17 protein-coding genes are annotated in these 20,661 nt (G+C 70.9%); 7 read left to right on the top strand and 10 right to left on the bottom strand.

Translation table 11 applies throughout. The annotated features are described in order from the left end of the window. Positions 1–20 precede the first annotated feature (20 nt). Genes tal through pgl form a run of 4 tightly spaced genes read left to right on the top strand, consistent with a single transcriptional unit; the run spans position 21 to position 4,513 of the window. On the top strand, positions 21–1,139 hold the full coding sequence (tal, locus tag BFF78_RS31635; RefSeq protein ID WP_069781536.1) for a transaldolase: 1,119 nt from the start codon (positions 21–23) through the stop codon (positions 1,137–1,139). 1 nt (position 1,140) lies between these two features. Then, positions 1,141–2,679 (top strand): glucose-6-phosphate dehydrogenase, encoded by a 1,539-nt coding sequence (zwf, locus tag BFF78_RS31630; RefSeq protein ID WP_069781535.1) that lies wholly within the window; start codon positions 1,141–1,143, stop codon positions 2,677–2,679. Further along, positions 2,676–3,734 carry a glucose-6-phosphate dehydrogenase assembly protein OpcA gene (gene opcA, locus BFF78_RS31625; protein WP_069781534.1) on the top strand — a complete coding sequence of 353 codons (1,059 nt, stop codon included), beginning with the start codon at positions 2,676–2,678 and terminating at the stop codon, positions 3,732–3,734. The genes zwf and opcA overlap by 4 nt, the downstream gene beginning before the upstream one ends. Next, positions 3,731–4,513, top strand: coding sequence for a 6-phosphogluconolactonase (gene pgl, locus BFF78_RS31620; protein WP_069781533.1), 783 nt, complete (start codon positions 3,731–3,733; stop codon positions 4,511–4,513). The genes opcA and pgl overlap by 4 nt, the downstream gene beginning before the upstream one ends. Before the next feature lie 52 nt (positions 4,514–4,565). Here the strand turns inward: pgl and BFF78_RS31615 are convergent, their stop codons facing one another. The 6 genes from BFF78_RS31615 to BFF78_RS31590 form a co-directional block, all read right to left on the bottom strand. Beyond that, a complete protein-coding gene (locus BFF78_RS31615) occupies positions 4,566–5,405 on the bottom strand; it encodes a carbohydrate ABC transporter permease (protein ID WP_069781532.1) in 840 nt (279 codons plus the stop codon). Positions 5,406–5,415: 10 nt separating this feature from the next. Continuing rightward, complete coding sequence (locus BFF78_RS31610) at positions 5,416–6,768, bottom strand: ABC transporter permease (protein ID WP_069781531.1); 1,353 nt, start codon at positions 6,766–6,768, stop codon at positions 5,416–5,418. A gap of 11 nt (positions 6,769–6,779) precedes the next feature. Then, on the bottom strand, positions 6,780–8,105 hold the full coding sequence (locus tag BFF78_RS31605; protein ID WP_069781530.1) for an ABC transporter substrate-binding protein: 1,326 nt from the start codon (positions 8,103–8,105) through the stop codon (positions 6,780–6,782). A gap of 39 nt (positions 8,106–8,144) precedes the next feature. Then, positions 8,145–9,752, bottom strand: coding sequence for a glycoside hydrolase family 13 protein (locus BFF78_RS31600; protein ID WP_193433580.1), 1,608 nt, complete (start codon positions 9,750–9,752; stop codon positions 8,145–8,147). Between the two features lie 135 nt (positions 9,753–9,887). Further along, positions 9,888–11,186, bottom strand: a complete 1,299-nt coding sequence (locus BFF78_RS31595; RefSeq protein ID WP_069781529.1) for an ABC transporter substrate-binding protein — start codon at positions 11,184–11,186, stop codon at positions 9,888–9,890. A gap of 114 nt (positions 11,187–11,300) precedes the next feature. Further along, complete coding sequence (locus BFF78_RS31590; RefSeq protein WP_079161050.1) at positions 11,301–12,647, bottom strand: IS630 family transposase; 1,347 nt, start codon at positions 12,645–12,647, stop codon at positions 11,301–11,303. Between the two features lie 89 nt (positions 12,648–12,736). On the opposite strand from BFF78_RS31590, the gene BFF78_RS31585 reads away from it, so the two are divergent. The 3 genes from BFF78_RS31585 to BFF78_RS31575 are packed head-to-tail and all read left to right on the top strand — an operon-like array spanning position 12,737 to position 16,316. Beyond that, positions 12,737–13,243 carry a PadR family transcriptional regulator gene (locus BFF78_RS31585; protein ID WP_069781528.1) on the top strand — a complete coding sequence of 169 codons (507 nt, stop codon included), beginning with the start codon at positions 12,737–12,739 and terminating at the stop codon, positions 13,241–13,243. Continuing rightward, complete coding sequence (locus tag BFF78_RS31580; protein ID WP_069781527.1) at positions 13,240–14,013, top strand: ABC transporter ATP-binding protein; 774 nt, start codon at positions 13,240–13,242, stop codon at positions 14,011–14,013. Before BFF78_RS31585 ends, BFF78_RS31580 begins: the two co-directional genes overlap by 4 nt. Before the next feature lie 20 nt (positions 14,014–14,033). Continuing rightward, on the top strand, positions 14,034–16,316 hold the full coding sequence (locus BFF78_RS31575) for an ABC transporter permease (RefSeq protein WP_069783937.1): 2,283 nt from the start codon (positions 14,034–14,036) through the stop codon (positions 16,314–16,316). Between the two features lie 24 nt (positions 16,317–16,340). Here the strand turns inward: BFF78_RS31575 and BFF78_RS31570 are convergent, their stop codons facing one another. From BFF78_RS31570 to BFF78_RS31555, 4 genes are all read right to left on the bottom strand, one after another. Further along, positions 16,341–17,123 carry a hypothetical protein gene (locus BFF78_RS31570; RefSeq protein WP_069781526.1) on the bottom strand — a complete coding sequence of 261 codons (783 nt, stop codon included), beginning with the start codon at positions 17,121–17,123 and terminating at the stop codon, positions 16,341–16,343. 103 nt (positions 17,124–17,226) lie between these two features. Beyond that, on the bottom strand, positions 17,227–18,879 hold the full coding sequence (gene pgi, locus BFF78_RS31565; RefSeq protein ID WP_069781525.1) for a glucose-6-phosphate isomerase: 1,653 nt from the start codon (positions 18,877–18,879) through the stop codon (positions 17,227–17,229). 52 nt (positions 18,880–18,931) lie between these two features. Then, entirely contained in the window at positions 18,932–20,200 is a 1,269-nt protein-coding gene (locus BFF78_RS31560; protein WP_079161562.1) for an MFS transporter, read from the bottom strand. Between the two features lie 123 nt (positions 20,201–20,323). Continuing rightward, positions 20,324–20,659, bottom strand: a complete 336-nt coding sequence (locus BFF78_RS31555; RefSeq protein WP_078649359.1) for an RNA polymerase-binding protein RbpA — start codon at positions 20,657–20,659, stop codon at positions 20,324–20,326. Between the last annotated feature and the right edge of the window lie 2 nt (positions 20,660–20,661).

Raw genomic sequence — 20,661 nt, 5'->3', positions numbered from 1 at the left:
CACGTAGGAGATGTAATTCCATGACAGACGCACTCAAGCGCCTCTCCGAAGAAGGCGTCGCGATCTGGCTGGACGACCTGTCGCGCAAGCGGATCACGTCCGGCAACCTCGCCGAGCTGATCGACCAGCAGCACGTCGTGGGCGTCACCACCAACCCGACGATCTTCCAGAAGGCGATCAGCGGCGGCGACGGCTACGAGCAGCAGGTCACCGACCTCGCCGCCCGCAAGGTCACCGTCGAAGAGGCCATCCGCATGATCACCACGGCGGACGTCCGCGACGCCGCCGACATCCTGCGCCCCGTCTTCGACGCCACCGGCGGTCAGGACGGCCGGGTCTCCATCGAGGTCGACCCGCGCCTCGCGCACAACACGGCGGCCACCGTCGCCGAGGCCAAGCAGCTGGCCTGGCTGGTCGACCGGCCCAACACGCTCATCAAGATCCCGGCCACCAAGGCGGGTCTGCCGGCGATCACCGAGGTCATCGGCCTCGGCATCAGTGTCAACGTCACGCTGATCTTCTCGCTGGAGCGCTACCGCGAGGTCATGGCCGCCTACCTGGCCGGTCTGGAGAAGGCCAAGGAGCGCGGCCTCGACCTGTCGCTGATCCGTTCCGTGGCGTCGTTCTTCGTGTCCCGTGTGGACACCGAGATCGACAAGCGGCTGGACGGGATCGGCACCGAGGAGGCCACGGCGCTGCGCGGCAAGGCCGCCGTCGCCAACGCGCGCCTCGCCTACCAGGCGTACGAGGAGGTCTTCTCCTCGAGCCGCTGGAACGCGCTGGAGAACGCGGGCGCCCACAAGCAGCGTCCGCTGTGGGCGTCGACCGGTGTGAAGGACCCGGCCTACCCGGACACGCTGTACGTGACCGAGCTGGTCGCTCCGAACACGGTCAACACCATGCCGGAGGCCACGCTGGAGGCCACCGAGGAGCACGGCGAGATCAGCGGCGACACCATCCGCGGCACCTACGAGCAGGCGCGTGCCGATCTCGACGCGCTGGAGAAGCTCGGCATCTCGTACGACGACGTGGTGCAGGTGCTGGAGGACGAGGGCGTCGAGAAGTTCGAGGCGTCCTGGAACGACCTGCTGAAGTCCACCCAGGCGGAGCTCGAGCGCCTCGCCCCTTCGGAGGGCTGACTTGTCACCCGTTTCCGGTTCCGGAGCGAACCCGCTCCGTGACCCGGCCGACCGACGGCTCCCGCGTATCGCGGGGCCGTCGGGCCTGGTCATCTTCGGGGTCACGGGCGACCTGTCCCGCAAGAAGCTGATGCCCGCGGTGTACGACCTCGCCAACCGGGGACTGCTGCCGCCGGGCTTCTCACTGGTGGGCTTCGCCCGCCGCGAGTGGGAGAACGAGGACTTCGCCGCCGAGGTCCACGACGCCGTCAAGGCGCACGCCCGTACGCCGTTCCGGGAGGAGGTCTGGCAGCAGCTCATCCAGGGGATGCGCTTCGTCCAGGGCACCTTCGACGACGACGACGCCTTCGAGCGGCTGCGCGCCACCATCGAGGAACTGGACAAGGCACAGGGCACGGGCGGCAACTTCGCCTTCTACCTGTCGGTGCCGCCGCGCTCCTTCCCGGTGGTCATCCAGCAGCTGAAGAAGCACGGTCTGGCCGACCAGTCGGGCGGTTCCTGGCGGCGCGCGGTCATCGAGAAGCCGTTCGGCCACGACCTGAAGTCGGCCGAGGAACTGAACAAGGTCGTGCACGAGGTGTTCGAGCCGGACCAGGTGTTCCGGATCGACCACTACCTCGGCAAGGAGACCGTCCAGAACATCCTGGCGCTGCGCTTCGCCAACACCATGTTCGAGCCGATCTGGAACCGGTCCTTCGTGGACCATGTGCAGATCACCATGGCCGAGGACATCGGCATCGGCGGCCGGGCCGGCTACTACGACGGCATCGGCGCCGCCCGCGATGTCATCCAGAACCACCTGCTCCAGCTCATGGCGCTGACGGCCATGGAGGAGCCCGCCTCCTTCGGCGCGGACGCGCTGGCCGCGGAGAAGGAGAAGGTCCTCGGCGCGGTCCGGCTGCCCAGGGATCTGGGCGCCTCGACCGTGCGTGGGCAGTACGCGGGCGGCTGGCAGGGCGGCGAGAAGGTCATCGGCTACCTCGAAGAGGACGGCATCGACGCCAAGTCGAAGACCGACACCTACGCGGCGATCAAGCTGGAGATCGACAACCGCCGCTGGGCGGGCGTCCCCTTCTATCTGCGCACCGGCAAGCGCCTCGGCCGCCGGGTGACGGAGATCGCCGTCGTCTTCCAGCGGGCCCCGCACTCGCCCTTCGACACCACGGCGACGGAGGAGCTGGGCCAGAACGCGATCGTCATCCGCGTCCAGCCGGACGAGGGCGTGACCGTGCGGTTCGGTTCGAAGGTGCCGGGCACCTCGATGGAGATCCGGGACGTCTCCATGGACTTCGCCTACGGCGAGTCGTTCACGGAGTCCAGCCCGGAGGCGTACGAACGGCTGATCCTGGACGTGCTGCTCGGCGACGCCAACCTCTTCCCGCGCACGGAGGAGGTCGAGTTGTCCTGGAAGATCCTCGACCCGATCGAGGAGTACTGGGACAAGCACGGCAGGCCCGCACAGTACCCGTCGGGCACCTGGGGCCCCGCCGAGGCGGACGAGATGCTCGCACGAGACGGACGGAGCTGGCGCCGGCCATGAAGATAGACCTGACCGACACCACCGCCGGAGAGATCAACAAGGCGCTCGTGCAGGGCCGCCGCGCGATCGGCACGCCCGCCGTCGGCATGGTCCTCACCCTCGTCATCGTCACCGACGAGGAGAACGCCTACGACGCGCTCAGGGCCGCCAACGAGGCGTCGCGCGAGCACCCTTCGCGCACCCTGGTGGTCATCAAGCGGGTCTCCCGCACCCCGCGCGACCGTACGACGTCGCGGCTGGACGCCGAGGTGCGGGTGGGCGCGGACGCGGGCACCGGCGAGACGGTCGTGCTCCGGCTGTACGGCGAGGTCGCCGACCACGCCGACTCGGTCGTGCTGCCGCTGCTGCTGCCGGACGCCCCGGTGGTCGTGTGGTGGCCGGTGAACGCCCCGCTGGAGCCGGCGAAGGACCCGCTGGGCGCGCTCGCGCAGCGCCGGGTCACCGACACCTACGCCGCCGAGCAGCCGGTGCGGGAGCTGTCCGCCCGCGCCGAGGCCTACACGCCCGGCGACACCGATCTGTCCTGGACCCGGATCACGCCGTGGCGCTCGATGCTCGCGGCGGCCCTGGACCAGGTCATCTGTGAGGTGAAGGCCGTCGAGGTGGAGGGCGAGGAGTTCAACCCGAGCTGTGAGCTGCTGGCGATGTGGCTCGCGGACCGGCTGGACGTGCCCGTCAAGCGCTCGCTGTCGTCCGGTCCGGGTCTCACGGCCGTCCGCATGGACACCGACTGCGGCCCGATCGTGCTGGACCGCGCGGACGGCTCGCTGGCCACGCTGTCCATCGAGGGCCAGCCGGCCCGCGCGGTGGCGCTGAAGCGGCGGGAGACCGCCGAACTGATCGCGGAGGAGCTGCGCCGGCTCGACCCGGACGACACCTACGCCTCGGCACTGCGCTACGGCGTGCAGCGGCTGAACTCGGTTCCCGAGCAGCTGCCTGCGGCTGAACCGGCCGCCGGGCCGGAGCCCGTGGCGGAAGCGGCCAAGGCCCCGGCCAAGAAGGCGGCGGCCAAGACCGCGAAGAAGGCACCGGCGAGGAAGGCGGCGGCGAAGTGAGCACTCCGCAGCTGGTCGTCCACCGCGACAAGGAACTGATGGCACAGGCCGCCGCGGCGCGCCTGATCACGAAGATCGTGGACGCGCAGGCCTCCCGGGGCACCGCGTCCGTGGTCCTCACCGGGGGCCGCAACGGCAACGGCCTGCTGGCCGCGCTGGCGGCGGCGCCCGCGCGGGACGCCATCGACTGGGCGCGCCTGGACCTCTGGTGGGGCGACGAGCGTTACCTGCCCGAGGGCGATCCCGAGCGCAACGTCACCCAGGCCCGAGCGGCCCTGCTGGACGCCGTACCGCTGGACCCGGAGCGCGTGCACGCCATGCCCGCCTCCGACGGCCCGTACGGTACGGACGTCGACGCGGCGGCCGAGGCGTACGCGATGGAGCTGGCGAAGGCGGCCGGACCGGAGAACCACGGCTCGGTGCCCACCTTCGACGTGCTGATGCTGGGCGTCGGCCCGGACACCCATGTGGCCTCGCTCTTCCCGGAGTTGCCGGCCGTGCGGGAGACCGAGCGCACGGTGGTGGGCGTCCGCGGCGCCCCCAAGCCTCCGCCGACCCGGATCTCCCTCACCCTCCCGGCGATCCGCTCGGCCCGCGAGGTCTGGCTGCTCGCGGCCGGCGAGGACAAGGCGGAGGCCGTGGCCATCGCCCTGTCGGGCGCGGGCGAGATCCAGGCACCGGCGGCGGGGGCGTACGGCCGTTCCCGCACCCTGTGGCTGCTGGACTCGGCGGCGGCCTCGCAGCTGCCGAGGTCGCTGTATCCGCCGGCGTCGCCGTGAGGACCGGCCAGGTGTAGAGGCGGCGGGGAGCTCCGGTTCCCCGCCGCCCGACTCATTTGACCGAGCCCGCCATCACGCCCTGCACGAAGTGCCGCTGGAAGGCGAAGAACACCACCACCGGCACGATCAGGGACAGGAACGCGCCCGGCGCCAGCACGTCGATGTTGCTGCCGAACTGCCGGATCTGGGACTGGAGTTCCACCGTCAGCGGCTGCGAGGAGCTGTCGGCGAAGAGCAGGGCGACCAGCATGTCGTTCCACACCCAGAGGAACTGGAAGATGGCGAGCGAGGCGATCGCGGGGCGCCCCACCGGCAGGACCAGACGGGTGAAGATGCGCCACTCGCTGCCGCCGTCCATCCGCGCCGCCTCCAGCATCTCCTTCGGCATCTCCGCGAAGTAGTTGCGCAGCAGGAACACGGCGAAGGGGAGGCCGTAGGCGACGTGGAAGAGGACGACTCCGGGGATCGTGCCGAACAGGCCCAGCGCGCCGAAGAGTTTGGCCACCGGCAGCAGGCCGATCTGGACCGGCACCACCAACAGGGCCACCACCAGCAGGAAGATCGGCTCCCGGAGGGGGAAGTCCAGCCAGGCGAAGGCGTATCCGGCGAGGGCGGCGATGACCACGACGAGGGTGGTCGCCGGTACCGAGATCAGGACCGTGTTCCAGAAGGCCTGCGTCATGCCGGAGTTCTTCAGCAGCGCCGAGTAGTTGTCGAAGGACAGCTGGCTCGGGCTGGCCAGGGCCGTCCACCAGCCGCCCTTCGCGGTGTCCTGCGCCGAGCGGAGGGAGGAGAGGAACAGGCCCGCCAGCGGGGTCAGCCAGACCAGGCCGATCACCACCAGGAAGGCCTGCACCAGGCCGCTGCCCAGGCCCCGCCTGATCGCGTTCATCGCTGACTCCTCATCGTTGACTGTTGCGGAAGCGGCGGACGTTGAAGACCATCGCCGGGATCACCAGGAGCAGGAGCAGGACGCCCAGGGCGCTGCCGAGGCCCTGGTTGTTGCCGCCGCCGAAGGAGACCAGCCACATCTGTGTGGCCAGCACCGTGGCGTCCTCCTGCACCGGTCCGGGCGCGATGATGTAGACGAGGTCGAAGACCTTCATCACATTGATCACGAGGGTCACGAAGACCACGGTGAGCACGGGCGCGAGCAGCGGCACGGTGATCCTGCGGAAGATCTGCCACTCGTTCGCGCCGTCCATCCGCGCGGCCTCCAGCGCGTCCCGGGGCAGGGCGGACAGACCCGCGCCGATCAGGACCATCGCGAAACCCGTCCAGATCCACAGGTACGCGCCGATGATCGCCGGGGTGACGAGCGTCGGTCCGAGCCAGGAGATGCCCTGGTAGGGCGGGGCGAAGTTGGACCGGGGGAGTTTCACCGTGTACGAGCCCGCGCGCAGCCCGGAGAAGCGGAAGGAGCCGTCGGCCGCGGTCGTCGTGCTCGCGACCGTGCCGCCGTCCCGCACCGCCTCGACCTTCATCCCGGGCAGGCCGCTCTCCTTCGGGTCGACCTTGCCCTGCTTGCCTCCGCCGCCGGGGGTGAAGTCCAGGTAGACGACACCGCGCAGCTCGCCGGGCGCGGCCTTCCGGCCGGCCGCCGGGTAGGCGGGCGAGGCGTTCTTGGGCAGGTCCTTGGGCAGCACGCCGACCATGGGGAGCGCCACCGAGCGGCCGGCGGCGGCGGTCGTGCGGTACGAGCCGTCCCGGTCCTGGGTCAGCAGGCCCTCCCGGCCGCGCGCCGTCGGGTACGAGGACGTGCCCTCGAAGGCGTCGTGGACGGAGACGGCGGCCGCGTTGAGCACGCCCTTGTTCGGGTCCTCGTCGTAGGCGAGCCGGAAGATGATGCCGGCGGCCAGGAAGGACACCGCCATCGGCATGAAGAGCAGGAGCTTGAACGCCGTGGCCCAGCGGACCTTCTCCACCAGGACGGCGAGGATCAGGCCGAGGCCGGTCAGCAGGGCCGGGGCCACGACCACCCAGATGGTGGTGTTGCGGATGGCCTTCAGGGTGGCCGGGTCGCGGAACATCTCGGTGTAGTTGTCGCCGCCCACGAACCGGGTGCCGGAGGCGTCGAAGAAGCTGCGGCCGACGGAGAACAGCACCGGGTAGACGACGAGCGCGCCGAGCAGGAGCAGCGCGGGGAAGACGAAGAGCAGGGCGATCAGCCGGGCGCGCCGCCGGCTGCGGCGCCCGCGCGCCACGCCGGCGGCCCGCGGGCCCGCCTGCTGTTTCACGACAGTGGTGGCGGTCATGATGCAGCCGCTCAGCCCTGGTAGGCCTTCGCCGCCGCGGATTCCAGCTTCGCCGCGGTGCCCTTCGGGTCGGACGGGTCGCGCAGGAAGTCCTGGAGCAGCTTCCACTCGCCGGCGCCCTTGGTGCCGCCGAAGGCCGCCGGGGCCTGGTCGGACATGTCGAAGCGGACCGAGTCGCCCGCGTCGATCAGCGACTTGGCGGTGGCGCGGGTGACGTCGTCGCCGTAGGAGGCGGGGTCGAGCTTCTTGTTCGGGGACAGGAAGCCGCCGGCCTTGGCCCAGACGGCCGCGGCCTCGGGGGTGGCCAGGTACTCCAGGAGCTTCATGCCGGCCTTGGCGTTCTTGCCGTCCTTGAGGACGACCGCCGCGTCACCGCCGCTGACCACCGGTGCCGTACCGCCGCCGACGGCCGGGAACGGGAAGAAGTTCGCGTCCTTGCCGATGGTCTTGCCGAACTGGTCGTGGGCGACACCGGCCACGAAGTCGCCCTCGTAAACCATGCCGGCCTCGGGCTTGGGCCCGAAGACCTTCTCCACCGAGCTCGGGAAGTCGGTGTTCAGGGCCCCCTTCTGGCCGCCCGCGACGAGCTGCTTGTCCTTGAACAGCTTGCCGAGCGTGGTGAGCGCGTCGACGACCGAGGGGTCGGTCCACTTCAGCTTGTGGGCGGCGAGGGCGTCGTACTTCTCGGGTCCGGCCTGGGAGAGGTAGATGTTCTCGAACCAGTCGGTGAGGGTCCAGCCGTCCTCGCCGCCGACGGCGAAGGCGGCGAGCCCGGAGTCGGAGACGGTGTGGCCGGCCTTGAGCATCTCGTCGTACGTCTTCGGCGGCTTGACCCCGGCCTGGGCGAGCGCGCCGGGGCTGTACCAGACGGTCGACTTGTGGGCGGCCTTGAAGTACAGGCCGTACAGGGTGCCGCCGACGCTGCCGTACTTCTTCCACACGGGCGAGTAGTCGGCGCCGATCGTCTGCTGGGCGGTCGGCGACAGCGGCTTCAGCCAGCCCTTCTGCGCGAACTGCTGCAGAACGCCGACCTGCGGGACCATGACGACGTCGGGCGCGTTGCCGCCCTCGATCTTGCTGCCGACGACCGTGGAGACGTTGTCGCCGGTCGACACGAACTGGGTCTTGGCGCCGGTCTTCGCGGTGAAGGCGTCCAGGACCTTCTGGAAGTTCTTCTGTTCGCTGCCGGACCAGACGCCGGCCACGGTGACCGTCTGGCCGCTGAGTGCCTTGTCGCCGCCGCCCGCGGAGACCGGTCCGCCGCCGCAGGCGGTCGCGCCGAGCGCCAGGGCGAGGGCGGTGCAGCTGGTGAGCAGGGTCGTACGTCGTCGCATCATCGCTGACGTGCCTTTCGACAGGAGGTGAGTTGCCGGGGATCAGAGGTCGAGCCACCAGGCGGCCGTGGAGCCGGGCAGGACGCCGGGCGTGACGGGGCCGCTGGAGAGCAGGGGGGTGCCGGAGACCGGGGCGGGGGTGGGGGCCGTACCGAAGTTGACGGCGCAGACCAGGCCGTCACCGCGGGTGAAGGCGAGGACGCCGGGCGGGCTGTCCAGCCACTGGAGCGTGCCATCGCCCAACTGGGGGAGGCTGGATCGGAGTTGGAGTCCGTCCCGGTAGAGGTGCCAGAAGGAGCGGGTGTCGGCGAGGGCGCGGTCGGTGGCGTACTCGGCGAAGTAGTCGGGCTGCGGCAGCCAGGGCTTGGCGCCTTCCACGCCGGAGGTGAAGCCGAACGGGGAGGCCTGCCCGGACCAGGGCAGCGGCACCCGGCAGCCGTCGCGGATCCGGGCGCGGCTGCCGGTGCGGCGGAATATCGGGTCGGTGAGGACGTCGTCGGGCAGGTCGACGACCTCGGGCAGGCCCAGTTCCTCGCCCTGGTAGATGTACGCGGCTCCGGGCAGCGCCAGCATGAGCAGCGCGGCGGCGCGGGCGCGGGCGGCGCCGAGGCCGCTGCCCTCGGTGGCGGGTTCGCCGTAGCGGGTGACGGTGCGGACCTGGTCGTGGTTGTTGAGGACCCAGGTGACGGTCGAGCCCGTACCGGCGATGTCCTGCATGGCCTCGGAGATGACCTTGCGGAAGGCGTCGGCGTCCCAGGAGGCGCCGAGCAGGTCGAAGAAGAAGGCCTGGTGGAGTTCGTCCGGGCGGACGTACAGGGCGTGTTCGCGGGCGGTGGGGACGGAGACCTCGCCGACGAGGAGGCGCTCGCGGCCGTCGCGTGCGGTGTACTCCTCGCACAGAGCGCGCCAGCGGCGCCACACCTCGTGCACCTCGGGCTGGTTCCAGGCGAGCGGGTTGACCGAGTCGCGGGTGCGGGCGTCGGCCTCCGGGTCGTCGGAGTCGGGCAGTTCGGGGTGCTTGTACAGTCCGGCCGCCACGTCGATGCGGAAGCCGTCGACGCCGCGGTCGAGCCAGAAGCGCAGGACGCGGTCGAACTCGGCGGCGACCTCGGGGTCGCGCCAGTTCCAGTCGGGCTGCTCGGGCGTGAACATGTGCAGGTACCACTGGCCGTCGGCGACCCTGGTCCAGGCCGGGCCGCCGAACATGGCGTGCCAGTTGTTGGGGGGCTCGGCGCCCTGAGGTCCCTGGCCGTCGGCGAAGTGGAAGCGGGCGCGGGCCGGGCTGCCGGGTGCGCCGGCCAGGGCCTCGCGGAACCACGGGTGCTCGCTGGAGCAGTGGTTGGGGACGATGTCGAGCAGCACCTTGATGCCGAGCCGCCGGGCGGCCGCCATCAGCAGGTCGAACTCGGCGAGGTCACCGAAGAGCGGGTCGACCCCGCAGTAGTCGGCCACGTCGTAGCCGTGGTCGTGCTGCGGCGAGGGATAGAACGGGCTCAGCCAGATGCCGTCGACACCGAGCTTCTTCAGATACGGCAGCCCGGCCCGGACGCCGGCCAGATCACCGACGCCGTCGCCGGTGCTGTCCAGGAAGCTGCGGACGTAGACCTGGTAGATGACCGCGTCGCGCCACCAGTGGTACCTACTCAACATGCATGCATGTTAGGTAGGCGTGTCGTGAGGGTGTCAACGAAAAGAACGCAAGCTACTGGCGAGTTGACGGAGCAAATACGGACTTAACAGGGCATCGCGCGGCAAGATGAGACCGGCGCGTTACCTAACAAGTAACTAGCGACGGGCGATCGCGTCGAGCTCGCGCGCGAGCCGGCGCACGGCCTGCTCGGGCGTCTCCCGCCCGGTGAGCGCATCCCGCACGACCGCCTGCACCACGAGGCTGACCTGGTCGTAGTGCGGGCTCTTGGGGCGCGGCCGGGCAGTGAGCACGGCGGTGCGCAGGGTGGGGAGATAGGGGAAGCGCCGTACCAGCGCGGGGTCTTCGTAGAGCGCGGCGCGTACGGGTGGCAGCGCACCCCGGGTGAGCACCTGGCGCTGGACGGGCGCACTGGTGAGGTAGGCGATCAGACGCGCGGCCGAATCGGGGTGCCGGGCATGGGAGTTGACCGCGAGATCGGAGCCGCCGAGCACGCTCGTCCCCGGCCCGTCGGGTCCGGGCAGCGGTACGGCGCCGATCTTCCCGGCGACCTTGGAACCGCCGGCGGAGGCGACGACGTAGGCGTAGGGCCAGTTGCGCAGGAAGAGCAGCCTGCCGTCCTGGAACGCCTGCTTGGACTCCTCCTCCTTGTACGTCAGCGCCGCCTTCGGTATCCAGCCCTCACGGACGCCCCGGGCGAGGAAGCCGATGCCCTCGCGGGCGGCGGAGGAGCCGACGGTGACCCGGGTGCCCTCGCCGCCGAGGATCGTGCCGCCCGCCGAGTACACGGCCTCGGCCGCGTTGACGGTGAGCCCCTCGTAGGGCAGGAACTGGCCGGCGTAGCCGCCGAGTCCGTATTTCGGCGCTATGGTCTTCGCGTCGTGCTCCAGCTCGGCCCAGGTGCGCGGCGGGGGCACGCCCTCCTTGGCGAGGATGTCCTTGCGATACAGGAGCAGTCCGGCATTCGTGACATACGGGACCGCGTACAGACGGCCGTCGTAGGTGGCCGTGTCCACGACCGGCGGCAGGAAGCTGCCGAGGGGGAAACGTTCTCTCGGGAGGGGCCGTATCCAGCCGGCCGCGGCGAACTCCGAGGTCCAGTTGACGTCGATGTTGAGCACGTCGAAGCGGCCCCGGTCGCCGCCGCGCAGGTCGGTGGTCATCTGCGCATGGGTCTCGTCGGCCGAGTCCGGCAGCTCGACGAGGGTGACCTTCTCGCCGGGGTGGGTGCGGTTCCAGCCCTGGAGCAGCGGGCCCAGATAGCCGGTGAGATCGCCGGCGGTGGCCAGGGTGAGCGGACCACGGCCGCCACCGGCGCCCTCGTCGGCGCGGGCACCGGAGGCGACGTACCCGGTCATGATCACGGCGAGTGCGAGCAGCCCCCTGCAGGCGGCCCGTATCCAGGGACCCCTACCGGCGATGCGTATCCACCGCATAGGTTCCTCCCTGAACACGTGCACATGGCTCCGGGCACCCTCGCCGGGAGACAGAGGCCATGTATACCTGTTAGGTATGAGCGATACTAGTGTGATGCGCCTGAAATCGCAGGCTTAAGTCTCTCGCTGATTTTCGGTGGCTGGCGGAGTGAGCTTGGTGAGGTAGTCGGCGAGGGATTTGAGGATCTCGTCGGCGGTCTTGGTCCAGGTGAAGGGCCGGGGGTTCTCGTTCCATGAGTCGATCCAGGCCCTGATGTCCTCCTCCAGCGCCTTCACCGAGGTGTGGACGCCTCGGCGGATGAGCTTGTCGGTGAGCAGGCCGAACCACCGCTCGACCTGGTTGATCCAGGAAGAGCCGGTCGGAGTGAAGTGGACATGGAAGCGGGGGTGCTTGCCGAGCCAGGTCTTGATCTCGGGGGTGTTGTGGGTGGCGTAGTTGTCACACACCAGGTGCACATCGAGCCCGGCAGGAACCGCCTTGTCTATCGTGACCAGAAACTTCTTGAACTCGACGGCCCGGTGGCGGCGGTGCAGTTCACCGATGACAGTGCCGTCGGCGATGTTGAAGGCGGCGAACAGGCTGGTGATGCCGTGTCGCAGGTAGTCGTGGGTGCGCCGTTCGGGCATGCCCGGCATCATCGGCAGCACCGGCTGCGAGCGGTCCAGCGCCTGAATCTGGCTCTTCTCGTCCACGCACAACACCACGGCTTTCTCCGGCGGGTTGTGGTACAGGCCGACGACGTCGACGACCTTCGCGACGAACTGCGGGTCGGTGGAGAGCTTGAAGGCGTCCTGCAGGTGCGGCTTGAGGTCGAACTTCTTCCAGATCCGCCCGATGGTGGACTTCGACAGCCCGGTGCGGGCGGCCATGGAGGCCCGCGACCAGTGGGTGTCCTGGCCCGGGGCGGATTCCAGCGTCGCGACGACCACGTCCTCGACCTGGTCGAGCAGGATGGACGGCGGCCGGCCGGGCCGCGGCTCGTCGACCAGACCGTCCAGCCGCCGCTTGACGAACCGGGCCCGCCAGCGGTTCACCGACTGCTCGCTCACCCCGAGCTCGGCCGCCACCTGCTTGTTCGTCCCGCCCTCCGCGCACCGCAGCACGATCCTCGCGCGCAGAGCCAAAAACTGCGCGGTCTTCGCGCGCCTCGCCCAACGCGTCAGCTGAGCCCGTTCGTCATCACTGAGCACCAGCTCCGACTTGCGTCGGCCCGGCCGCGGCTCATCCGCAAGCCCGGCCATCCGCCGGGCAGCAAACCGCGAGCGCCACTTCCTCACCGTGTCCGCGGTTACCTTGAACTCCGCCGCCACACGCGTATTCGGCTTCCCATCCGCACACGCCAAGACGATGCGTGCCCGCTCGGCGAGACGGGGCGCCACTGCCCCGCCCGCCCAGCGCAACAACTCGGCGCGCTCCTCATCGGACAGCACAACTTCGACGGCACGAGGACCCCGAGACATGAAAACAGGCTACAGACTTAAGCCTGCGATTTCAGGCGCATCACACTAGGGCCTGGAGCACATTGTGAGCAGACAGGAGGACAGCACGAGTGCGCCTGCCCCTCCTGGCACTCCTCGCCCGCGGCCCGGCCCACGGCTACGAGCTGAAACAAGACCTTGAGCAACTGCTGGGCTCCGCGTACCCTCAGCCGAACGTCGGCCAGATATACGTCACCCTCGGCCGCCTCGAGAAGTCGGGACTGATCGAGGGCGAGGACGTCGAGCAGTCCAGCCGACCCAACAAGAAGGTCTACCACCTCACCGACGCCGGGCGGGAGGCGCTGCACGCCTGGTTCGAGGAGACCGAGGACGAGCCGCGGGTGCGGGACGAGTTCTTCATGAAGCTCGCCCTCGCCCCGCAGACCGGTCTCGCCGAGCAGATCGCCCTCATCAACAGACAGCGGCGCCAGTACCTCAACACCATGCGCACTCTGTCGAAACTGGCCGCGGCCGAGAACCGGGACAACCGCATCGCCCATCTGCTCATCGAGGGCGCGATGCTGCATCTGCAGGCCGATCTCGACTGGCTGGAGCGGTGCCAGGAGGAACTGGAATGAGCGAGGACGGTACTCCGGTTCCGCGGGCCGAGGACACTCCGGTGCTGCGCGCGGAAGGGCTGGTCAAGACCCACCACGGCGTGGGCGCGCCCGCGCGTGCCGTGCGCGGGGTCGATCTTTCGGTGGGGCGGGGCGAGTTCGTGGCGATCACCGGTCCGTCCGGCGCCGGCAAGTCGACGCTGCTGCATCTGCTCGGCGGGCTGCAACGGCCGGACGAGGGCAGCATCTGGCTCGACGGCCGGTGCACGGACTCCTTCGGCGAGGCGCGCTGGGCGGTGGAGCGCAGGAAGGCCATCGGGATCGTCTTCCAGTTCTTCAACCTGGTGTCGAACCTGTCGGTGGCCGACAACGTCGAACTGCCCGCGCTGCTGGCCGGCACCCCGCCGAAGAAGGCCCGCGCCGAGCGCGCGGAGCTGCTCGCCGAGCTGGGCCTGGAGGGCAAGGAGCGCAGCATGCCGGGCGAGCTGTCCGGCGGCGAGCAGCAGCGGGTCGCGCTCGCCCGCGCCCTGGTCAACCACCCCCCGCTGCTGCTGGCCGACGAGCCCGCCGGGAGCCTGGACAGCAAGGGCACGCGTGAGGTGATGCGGCTGCTGTCCCGTTTCCACGGACGTGGCCAGACGATCGTGCTGGTCACCCACGACGCCCGCCTGGCCAGCGCCGCCGACCGCGTGATCAGCTTCTTCGACGGCCGGATAGCCGACGACGCGCCCCTGGACGGCCCGCCGCCCCGCCGCAGCGGCATCTCCGGTGTGCTGGAACTCAGGGACTGACCATGCCGGACCTGAGGGACATGCGGGCGACCCTGCGCTGGGCGCACTCCGATCTGCGCACCCACCGTGGCGAGGCGCTGTTCCTCGTGCTGGCCACCGCCGGGATCGTCGGCTCGCTGCTGCTGGCCACCGCCCTGTTCGGGTATGCGACCAACCCCTGGCAGCGGGTCTTCGCCCAGGCCCGCGGGGCGCATGTGTGGATCCACACCGTGCCGTCGGCCGACGCCCGCGAACTGGCCCGGCTGGACGGCGTCGAGTCCGTGACCGGCCCCTACCGCACCGAGTCCGCCACCATCGCCGTACGCGGCGCCCGCGCCTCCGTGGAACTGCGCGGCACACCGCAGCTGCCCTCCGTGGGCCGGCCGCTCATCACCACCGGGCACTGGCTGGATACGGCCGAACCGGACGGTGTGGTGCTGGAGAGCAGCCTGGCCCGGGCCCTGCTGGCCGAGCCCGGGGACACCCTCACGCTGCCCGGTACGACCCGCTCCCTGACCGTCGAGGGCATCGCGGACAGCGCCGAGCCCCGCTACAGCCCGGGCGAGCAGCCGGGGCTGGTGTGGGCGCTGCCGTCCGCCGTGCGCGCCCCCGGCGGCCAGGTGATCGGGCTGCGCCTTGCCGACCCGGCCGACACGGACTACGCGGTGCAGCGTGCCGTCACGGTGCTGGGCGCGGGCGCGGTCGGCGAGGTCTCCACCTGGGAGCAGGCGCGCTCGGCGGCCCAGGGCGACAACCGGCTGCTCGGGCAGGTGCTCGGCCTGTTCGGGCTCGGCGCCCTGATCGCCGCGGGGTTCGCCGTGCACGGGGCGATCGCCACCCGCATCCGGGGGCATCTGCGGGACCTGTCGGTGCTGAAGGCGATCGGTTTCACCCCCGGCCAGGTCGTCCGGATCTTCCTGCTGCAGCACCTGGCGTACGCGCTGCTGGGCTCGGTGGCCGCCGCCGCGCTCATCGAGGCCCTGGGGACCCGGATCCCCGGCCGGCTCGGCGACGCCGTGGGCGTGTGGCAAGGGCTGCCGGGGCACACCCTGGCGCTGTTCCTGGTGCCGGTGGGCGCGGTGCTGTTCATCGGGCTGACCACCGGGCTCGCGGCCTGGCGGGCCGGGCGGGTGCCGCCGGTTCCGGTGCCGCGTCCGGCCGCACCGGCGGGTGGGGGGCTGACCGCCCTGGCCCGGCGGGCGCTGGGGCTACGGCTGCCGGCCCCGCTGGTCCTCGGCTGCCACAAGGCGTTCGCGGGGCGCGGCCGGTCACTGGCGACCGTGGCCCGGCTGACCCTGCCGCTGCTGCTGATCGTGGTGGCGCTCAGCGCCTGGACCACCATCGACCGCTTCCACAGCAGCCCGGACCGCGTGGGCCTGCCGACGGCCCTCACGGTGCGCTCCGACGGTGCCCTGGACGCATCCGGCGTACGGGCCCTGCTCACCGGCGATCACCAGGTCGCCGCCGCCTATCCCGGGGTCGAGGTCGCCGCGCTGGTCCCCGGCCAGACCGGCACCATCGCGCTGCGCGGGGTCGGCAGCCTCGCCGAGCCCTATCCCTACGCCCTCGCCGAGGGCCGGGCCGCACAGGGACCGGACGAGGCGGTGGCCGGCCAGGGCCTGCTGGACCTGCTGCACGCCCGGGTCGGCGACTGGGTGCGCATGACGGTGGGCGACCGGCCGCAGATCCTGCACATCGTGGGCCGCAGCATCGAACCGCAGAACGCCGGCCGGGTCGTGACCACCTCTCTGGACACCCTGCGCGAGAACGACCCCGGGATCTCCCCCGCCTTCTACGAGCTGCGCCTGCGCCCCGGCGCCGATCCGCACCACGTGGCCACCGCCCTGGCCGCGGCCGGCCGCGGTCATCTCGACGTGCACACCGTGACGAACCCGGCCGACGGCCTCTCCCCGCTGCGCGCAGTCGTGGCCGGGCTGATCGCGGTCCTGGCCCTGATCGGTCTGGTCGAGCTGCTCACCGCCATCGGCGGCAGCGTCCGCGAGGGCGAGCGGGACGTACTGGCGCTGAAGGCGATCGGCATGTCCCCGCGGCAGATCACCGCGATCACCGTCACCGCGACCAGTTGTACGACCCTGGCCGCGGCGATCGCCGGTACGGCGCTGGGCCTGCCGCTGGCCCGCCGGCTGATCGACGCCCAGGGCAGTTCCAGCGGCATCGGCGCCGGCATCGCCCAGTCCCCGTCACCGGCGCTGCTCCTGTCGGTCGGCCTCGCCGCGGTCCTGGGCGCCGCGCTGCTGTCCGCGCTGCCGGCGGGCCGTGCCGCCCGCAGACGGCTCGCGGACACGGTCGCCGCGGTGGCCTGACCCACGGCAAGACCCCTGCGGGACTCAACGACCGTACGGGGACCGGAGGTTGTAGGGACTCTGCGCGGGATGCCGCCCCGGGTGGTCGGTCAGCCGGATGCCGTAGGCCCGCTTGAGGCGGGCCATCTCGTACAGCGCGATGGCGGAGACCGTCACCGGTGCCCCGAGGATGAACACGATGCCGAGGGCGAGCCCCAGGCCGTGCAGATCGCCGGTGAACAGGTCGGGCAGGGCCATCAGCCAGGTGGTGACCATGGCGAGCAGCGGTGGGAGACAGCGGTGGACGGCTGCCGTGCCGAAGAAGTTCCCGTTGATCCGGAGGGCTCCGGCGCCGACGAACCAGACCATCCACAGCGTCAGCAGGCCTACCGGGATGACCAGCAGCCCTCCGCCCAGGGAATTGGCGTTCTGCAGCAGCAGGACGGTCGCGACGACCGAGCCCACGAAGGTCAGCAACAGCCCTAACGCCTTCAGCAGCGCCGGGCGCAGCGGGCGCAGACTTCCGGCGCGCCGCCACATCCAGAGCATCACCGCAACGGTGAGCGGGGTGACGAACAGCAGGACGACCGAGGCGACCAGAAGGTTCTGGAGCATCTCCGCCGGGGCGAAGCCGCCCTCGACGAAGGTGTAGACGCCGACGGCGGCGACCGTACCCGCTGCGACCCGGATCCGCTTGAGCTCCTCGACGGACGGGTCGAGCGGCTCGGGTATCCAGGCCGGGTGGAACACCGCCCAGGCGGCGTGATGGGCCTTCAGGTAGTTCCGGCGCGGCGCGCCTGGCGTGCGGTTCCCCCGTGGACCGGCCACTGCACACTCCCCCGAGTTGCGATGCTCATGATCACCGGGGAGTCTACGGGACACCGGGCGGCGCGCAGCGCCCGGAGTCCCGCGTCCCCGGCGGGGCCGGTGGTCAGCTCCGGCCGCGCAGCTGCCGGTACGTGGCGACCAGCGTCTTGGTCGAGGCGTCCAGTCCGGGCACCTCCGCTCCCTCGGTCAGGGCGGGTTCCACGCGCTTGGCGAGGACCTTGCCGAGTTCCACGCCCCACTGGTCGAAGGAGTCGATGTTCCAGACCGCGCCCTGGACGAACACCTTGTGCTCGTAGAGAGCGATCAGCTGGCCCAGGACGGACGGGGTGAGCTCCTTCGCCAGGATGGTCGTCGTCGGCCGGTTGCCCTGGAAGGTCTTGTGCGTGACCAGTTCCTCCGGGACACCTTCGGCGCGGACCTCCTCGGCAGTCTTGCCGAAGGCCAGCGCCTGGGTCTGGGCGAAGAAGTTGGCCATCAACAGGTCGTGCTGCGCCTTGAGTTCACCGCTCAGCTCGGCCACCGGCTCGGCGAAGCCGATGAAGTCCGCCGGGATGAGCTTGGTGCCCTGGTGGATCAACTGGTAGTAGGCGTGCTGCCCGTTGGTGCCCGGCGTACCCCACACGACGGGCCCGGTCTGCCACTCGACCTGCCTGCCGTCCCGCGCCACGTACTTGCCGTTGGACTCCATGTCCAGCTGCTGGAGGTAGGCGGTGAACCTGGACAGGTAGTGGCTGTACGGCAGCACCGCGTGCGACTGGGCGTCGTGGAAGTTGCCGTACCAGATACCCAACAGGCCCAGCAGCAGCGGGGCGTTGGCCTCGGCGGGCGCGGTGCGGAAGTGGTCGTCGACCAGCCGGAAACCGTCGAGCATCTCCCGGAACCGCTCCGGGCCGATGGCGATCATCAGGGACAGGCCGATCGCGGAGTCGTACGAGTACCGGCCGCCGACCCAGTCCCAGAACTCGAACATGTTGGCCGTGTCGATGCCGAACTCGGCGACCTTCTCGGCATTGGTCGACAAAGCGACGAAGTGCCTTGCCACCGCTGCCTCGTCACCGAGCGCGGCCAGCAGCCAGCTGCGGGCGGAGGTGGCGTTGGTGATCGTCTCGATGGTGGTGAAGGTCTTGGAGGCGATGATGAACAGCGTCTCGGCCGGGTCCAGGTCGCGGGTGGCCTCGTGCAGGTCGGCGCCGTCCACGTTGGAGACGAAGCGGACCGTCAGATCGCGGTCGGTGAAGGCGCGCAGCACCTCGTACGCCATCGCGGGGCCCAGGTCGGAGCCGCCGATGCCGATGTTGACCACGTTCTTGATGCGCCGGCCGGTGTGGCCGGTCCAGGCGCCGGAGCGGACGCGGTCGGCGAAGTCGCTCATCTTGTCGAGGACGGCGTGCACCTTCGGGACGACGTTCTCGCCGTCGACCTCGATCACCGCGTCCCGCGGGGCGCGCAGCGCGGTGTGCAGCACCGCCCGCTGCTCGGTGACGTTGATCTTCTCGCCGCGGAACATGGCGTCCCGCAGCCCGAACACGTCCGTGGCGGCGGCCAGCTCGCGCAGCAGCCGCAGCGTCTCGTCGGTGACCAGGTGCTTCGAGTAGTCGAGGTACAGATCGCCGACCTGGAGCGTGTACCCCTCACCGCGCCCGGGATCGGCGGCGAACAGCTCCCTGAGATGGGTGTCGGCCAGCTCCTCCCGGTGCTTGGCGAGAGCGGTCCACTCGGGCGTCTGGTTGAGCCTGGTACGGCCCTCTGCGTTCATATCCGACTTCCGCCTTCTTTCGTGCCTGTCCCAGCTGTTCCAACCTAATTGATCACCGCGCCGCGCGAGCCATCGTGACATCGTCGTCCGGCGCAACAACAGGTACGTCCGGCTTGCGGGCCGGTATCAGCGCGGTGACGGCGAGGGCGAACAGGACGGCGGCGAACAGGGCGGGACCGTTCAGTCCGTACGTCCGCGCCGACACTCCGCCGAGAAGTGCGCCGAGGGGGGCGCCGGACGTCGAGGCAGTGCGGAACGCGGAGGCTATACGGCCCACCATCGCCTCGGGGCTGCGCTGCTGCATCAGGGTGACCTGGTTGACGTTCCAGACCATGTTCATGGCGCCGAGCAGCAGCATTCCGGTGACGAGCGCGGCCAGGTGCCGGACGGATCCGATGAGCAGCAGTGACGCGGTCTGGACGCTGCCGGCGACCAGCAGGGCCCGCACCCGGCCGGTGCGGCGCGCGAGGCGCTGGGCGACGAACCCGCCCGTGACGCTGCCCACCGAGAACGCCGTCATCGCGGCCGCGTATCCGGCGTTGCCCGCGTCCAGCCAGCGCGTCACGTGCAGCGCCAGGGTGGCGATCAGGCCGCCCATGCCGATGTTGCACAGCAGCGTGGCCACGCAGGTCGCGCGCAGGGCCCGGTCGCCCCACAGGGCGCGCAGGCCCGCCCCGATCTCCGTGCGCAGGGTGCTGCCCGCGGGGCGTAGCGCGCGCTCCGGCGGACGTATGCGCAGGGACGCCACCAGGGCGGCAGCCGCCAGGAAGGTGCTCGCGTCGGCGGCGAACGGCATGGCCGCGCCCGCCGTCAGCAGCAGCGGCACGAGCGGGGCGGCGAGCAGACCGCCGGCGATCTGCTGGCCGGTCATCAGCCGGGCGTTGGCGCCGCCCAGGGCCGCGCGGTCCACGAGCGCGGGCAGCAGGGCCGTGGAGGCGTTGTCGAAAAGCGTCTGGAGCGTGGTCAACGCGAAGGCGAGGGCGAGCAGCAGCGGGATCGAGGCGCGGTCCAGTCCCACGGCGACGGCGAACGCGGCCACCAGCAGGCCGCGGACCGTGTCCACGGCCCACATCGCCCGCCGCCCGTCGACCCGGTCGGCCACGGCCCCGCCGAGCAGCCCGAACAGCAGCCACGGCACATATCCACAGGCCGTCACCGAGGCGATGACCAGGGGTTCGTCACTGAGCCGCACCGCGAGCAGGGGCAGCGCGGAGTTCCGTAACGCGTCCCCGAACCGGGAGACCACGGCGGCCGTCCACAGCCGCCCGAATCCCCCGCGCCACACGGGCGCGGCCACGCGCCCTTCCTCGACCGTCGTCACAGCTCCCCCCTCACCATGCGCCTGTGCACACAACGTAACGGGAGCCACTGACAATCGACCGGCCGCGGGCGGGCGGATACGGCTCCGGCCAGGCACCTTCAGGCGCCCGGCCGGTGTGAAGTCCTAGATCTCGCCCCGCAGTTTGGCGAGCGCCTCGGCGAGGATCGCCTCGCCGTCCGCGTCGCTGCGCCGCTCCCGTACATACGCGAGATGCGTCTTGTACGGCTCGGTGCGCGGGGGGTCCGGCGGGTTTTCCCGGTCCTGGCCGGCCGGGAAGCCGCAGCGCGGGCAGTCCCAGGTGTCGGGGACCTGCGCGTCGCTGGCGAAGCTCGGCTGCGTCTCGTGCCCGTTGGAGCACCAGAAGGAGATGCGCAGCCGCGGCGCGGACTCGCCGCGCTCGGCCTCGCCCATCGGCCCCGCCCCGACCCGGCTTCCTCGGATCGCGTTGCCACTTGCCACGG

Source organism: Streptomyces fodineus (assembly GCF_001735805.1).
GTDB lineage: Bacteria > Actinomycetota > Actinomycetes > Streptomycetales > Streptomycetaceae > Streptomyces > Streptomyces fodineus.
The sequence above is the reverse complement of the archived record's forward strand: the minus strand, read 5'-3'. Positions and strand labels throughout refer to the sequence as shown.

Excerpts from the sequence above, each read along its gene's own strand:
- tal (WP_069781536.1), top strand. The coding sequence starts at position 21 with ATGACAGACGCACTCAAGCGCCTCTCCGAAGAAGGCGTCGCGATCTGG.
- opcA (WP_069781534.1), top strand. The coding sequence starts at position 2,676 with ATGAAGATAGACCTGACCGACACCACCGCCGGAGAGATCAACAAGGCG.
- BFF78_RS31615 (WP_069781532.1), bottom strand. The coding sequence starts at position 5,405 with ATGAACGCGATCAGGCGGGGCCTGGGCAGCGGCCTGGTGCAGGCCTTC.
- BFF78_RS31610 (WP_069781531.1), bottom strand. The coding sequence starts at position 6,768 with ATGACCGCCACCACTGTCGTGAAACAGCAGGCGGGCCCGCGGGCCGCC.
- BFF78_RS31605 (WP_069781530.1), bottom strand. The coding sequence starts at position 8,105 with ATGATGCGACGACGTACGACCCTGCTCACCAGCTGCACCGCCCTCGCC.
- BFF78_RS31600 (WP_193433580.1), bottom strand. The coding sequence starts at position 9,752 with ATGTTGAGTAGGTACCACTGGTGGCGCGACGCGGTCATCTACCAGGTC.
- BFF78_RS31595 (WP_069781529.1), bottom strand. The coding sequence starts at position 11,186 with ATGCGGTGGATACGCATCGCCGGTAGGGGTCCCTGGATACGGGCCGCC.
- BFF78_RS31590 (WP_079161050.1), bottom strand. The coding sequence starts at position 12,647 with ATGTCTCGGGGTCCTCGTGCCGTCGAAGTTGTGCTGTCCGATGAGGAG.
- BFF78_RS31580 (WP_069781527.1), top strand. The coding sequence starts at position 13,240 with ATGAGCGAGGACGGTACTCCGGTTCCGCGGGCCGAGGACACTCCGGTG.
- BFF78_RS31575 (WP_069783937.1), top strand. The coding sequence starts at position 14,034 with ATGCGGGCGACCCTGCGCTGGGCGCACTCCGATCTGCGCACCCACCGT.
- pgi (WP_069781525.1), bottom strand. The coding sequence starts at position 18,879 with ATGAACGCAGAGGGCCGTACCAGGCTCAACCAGACGCCCGAGTGGACC.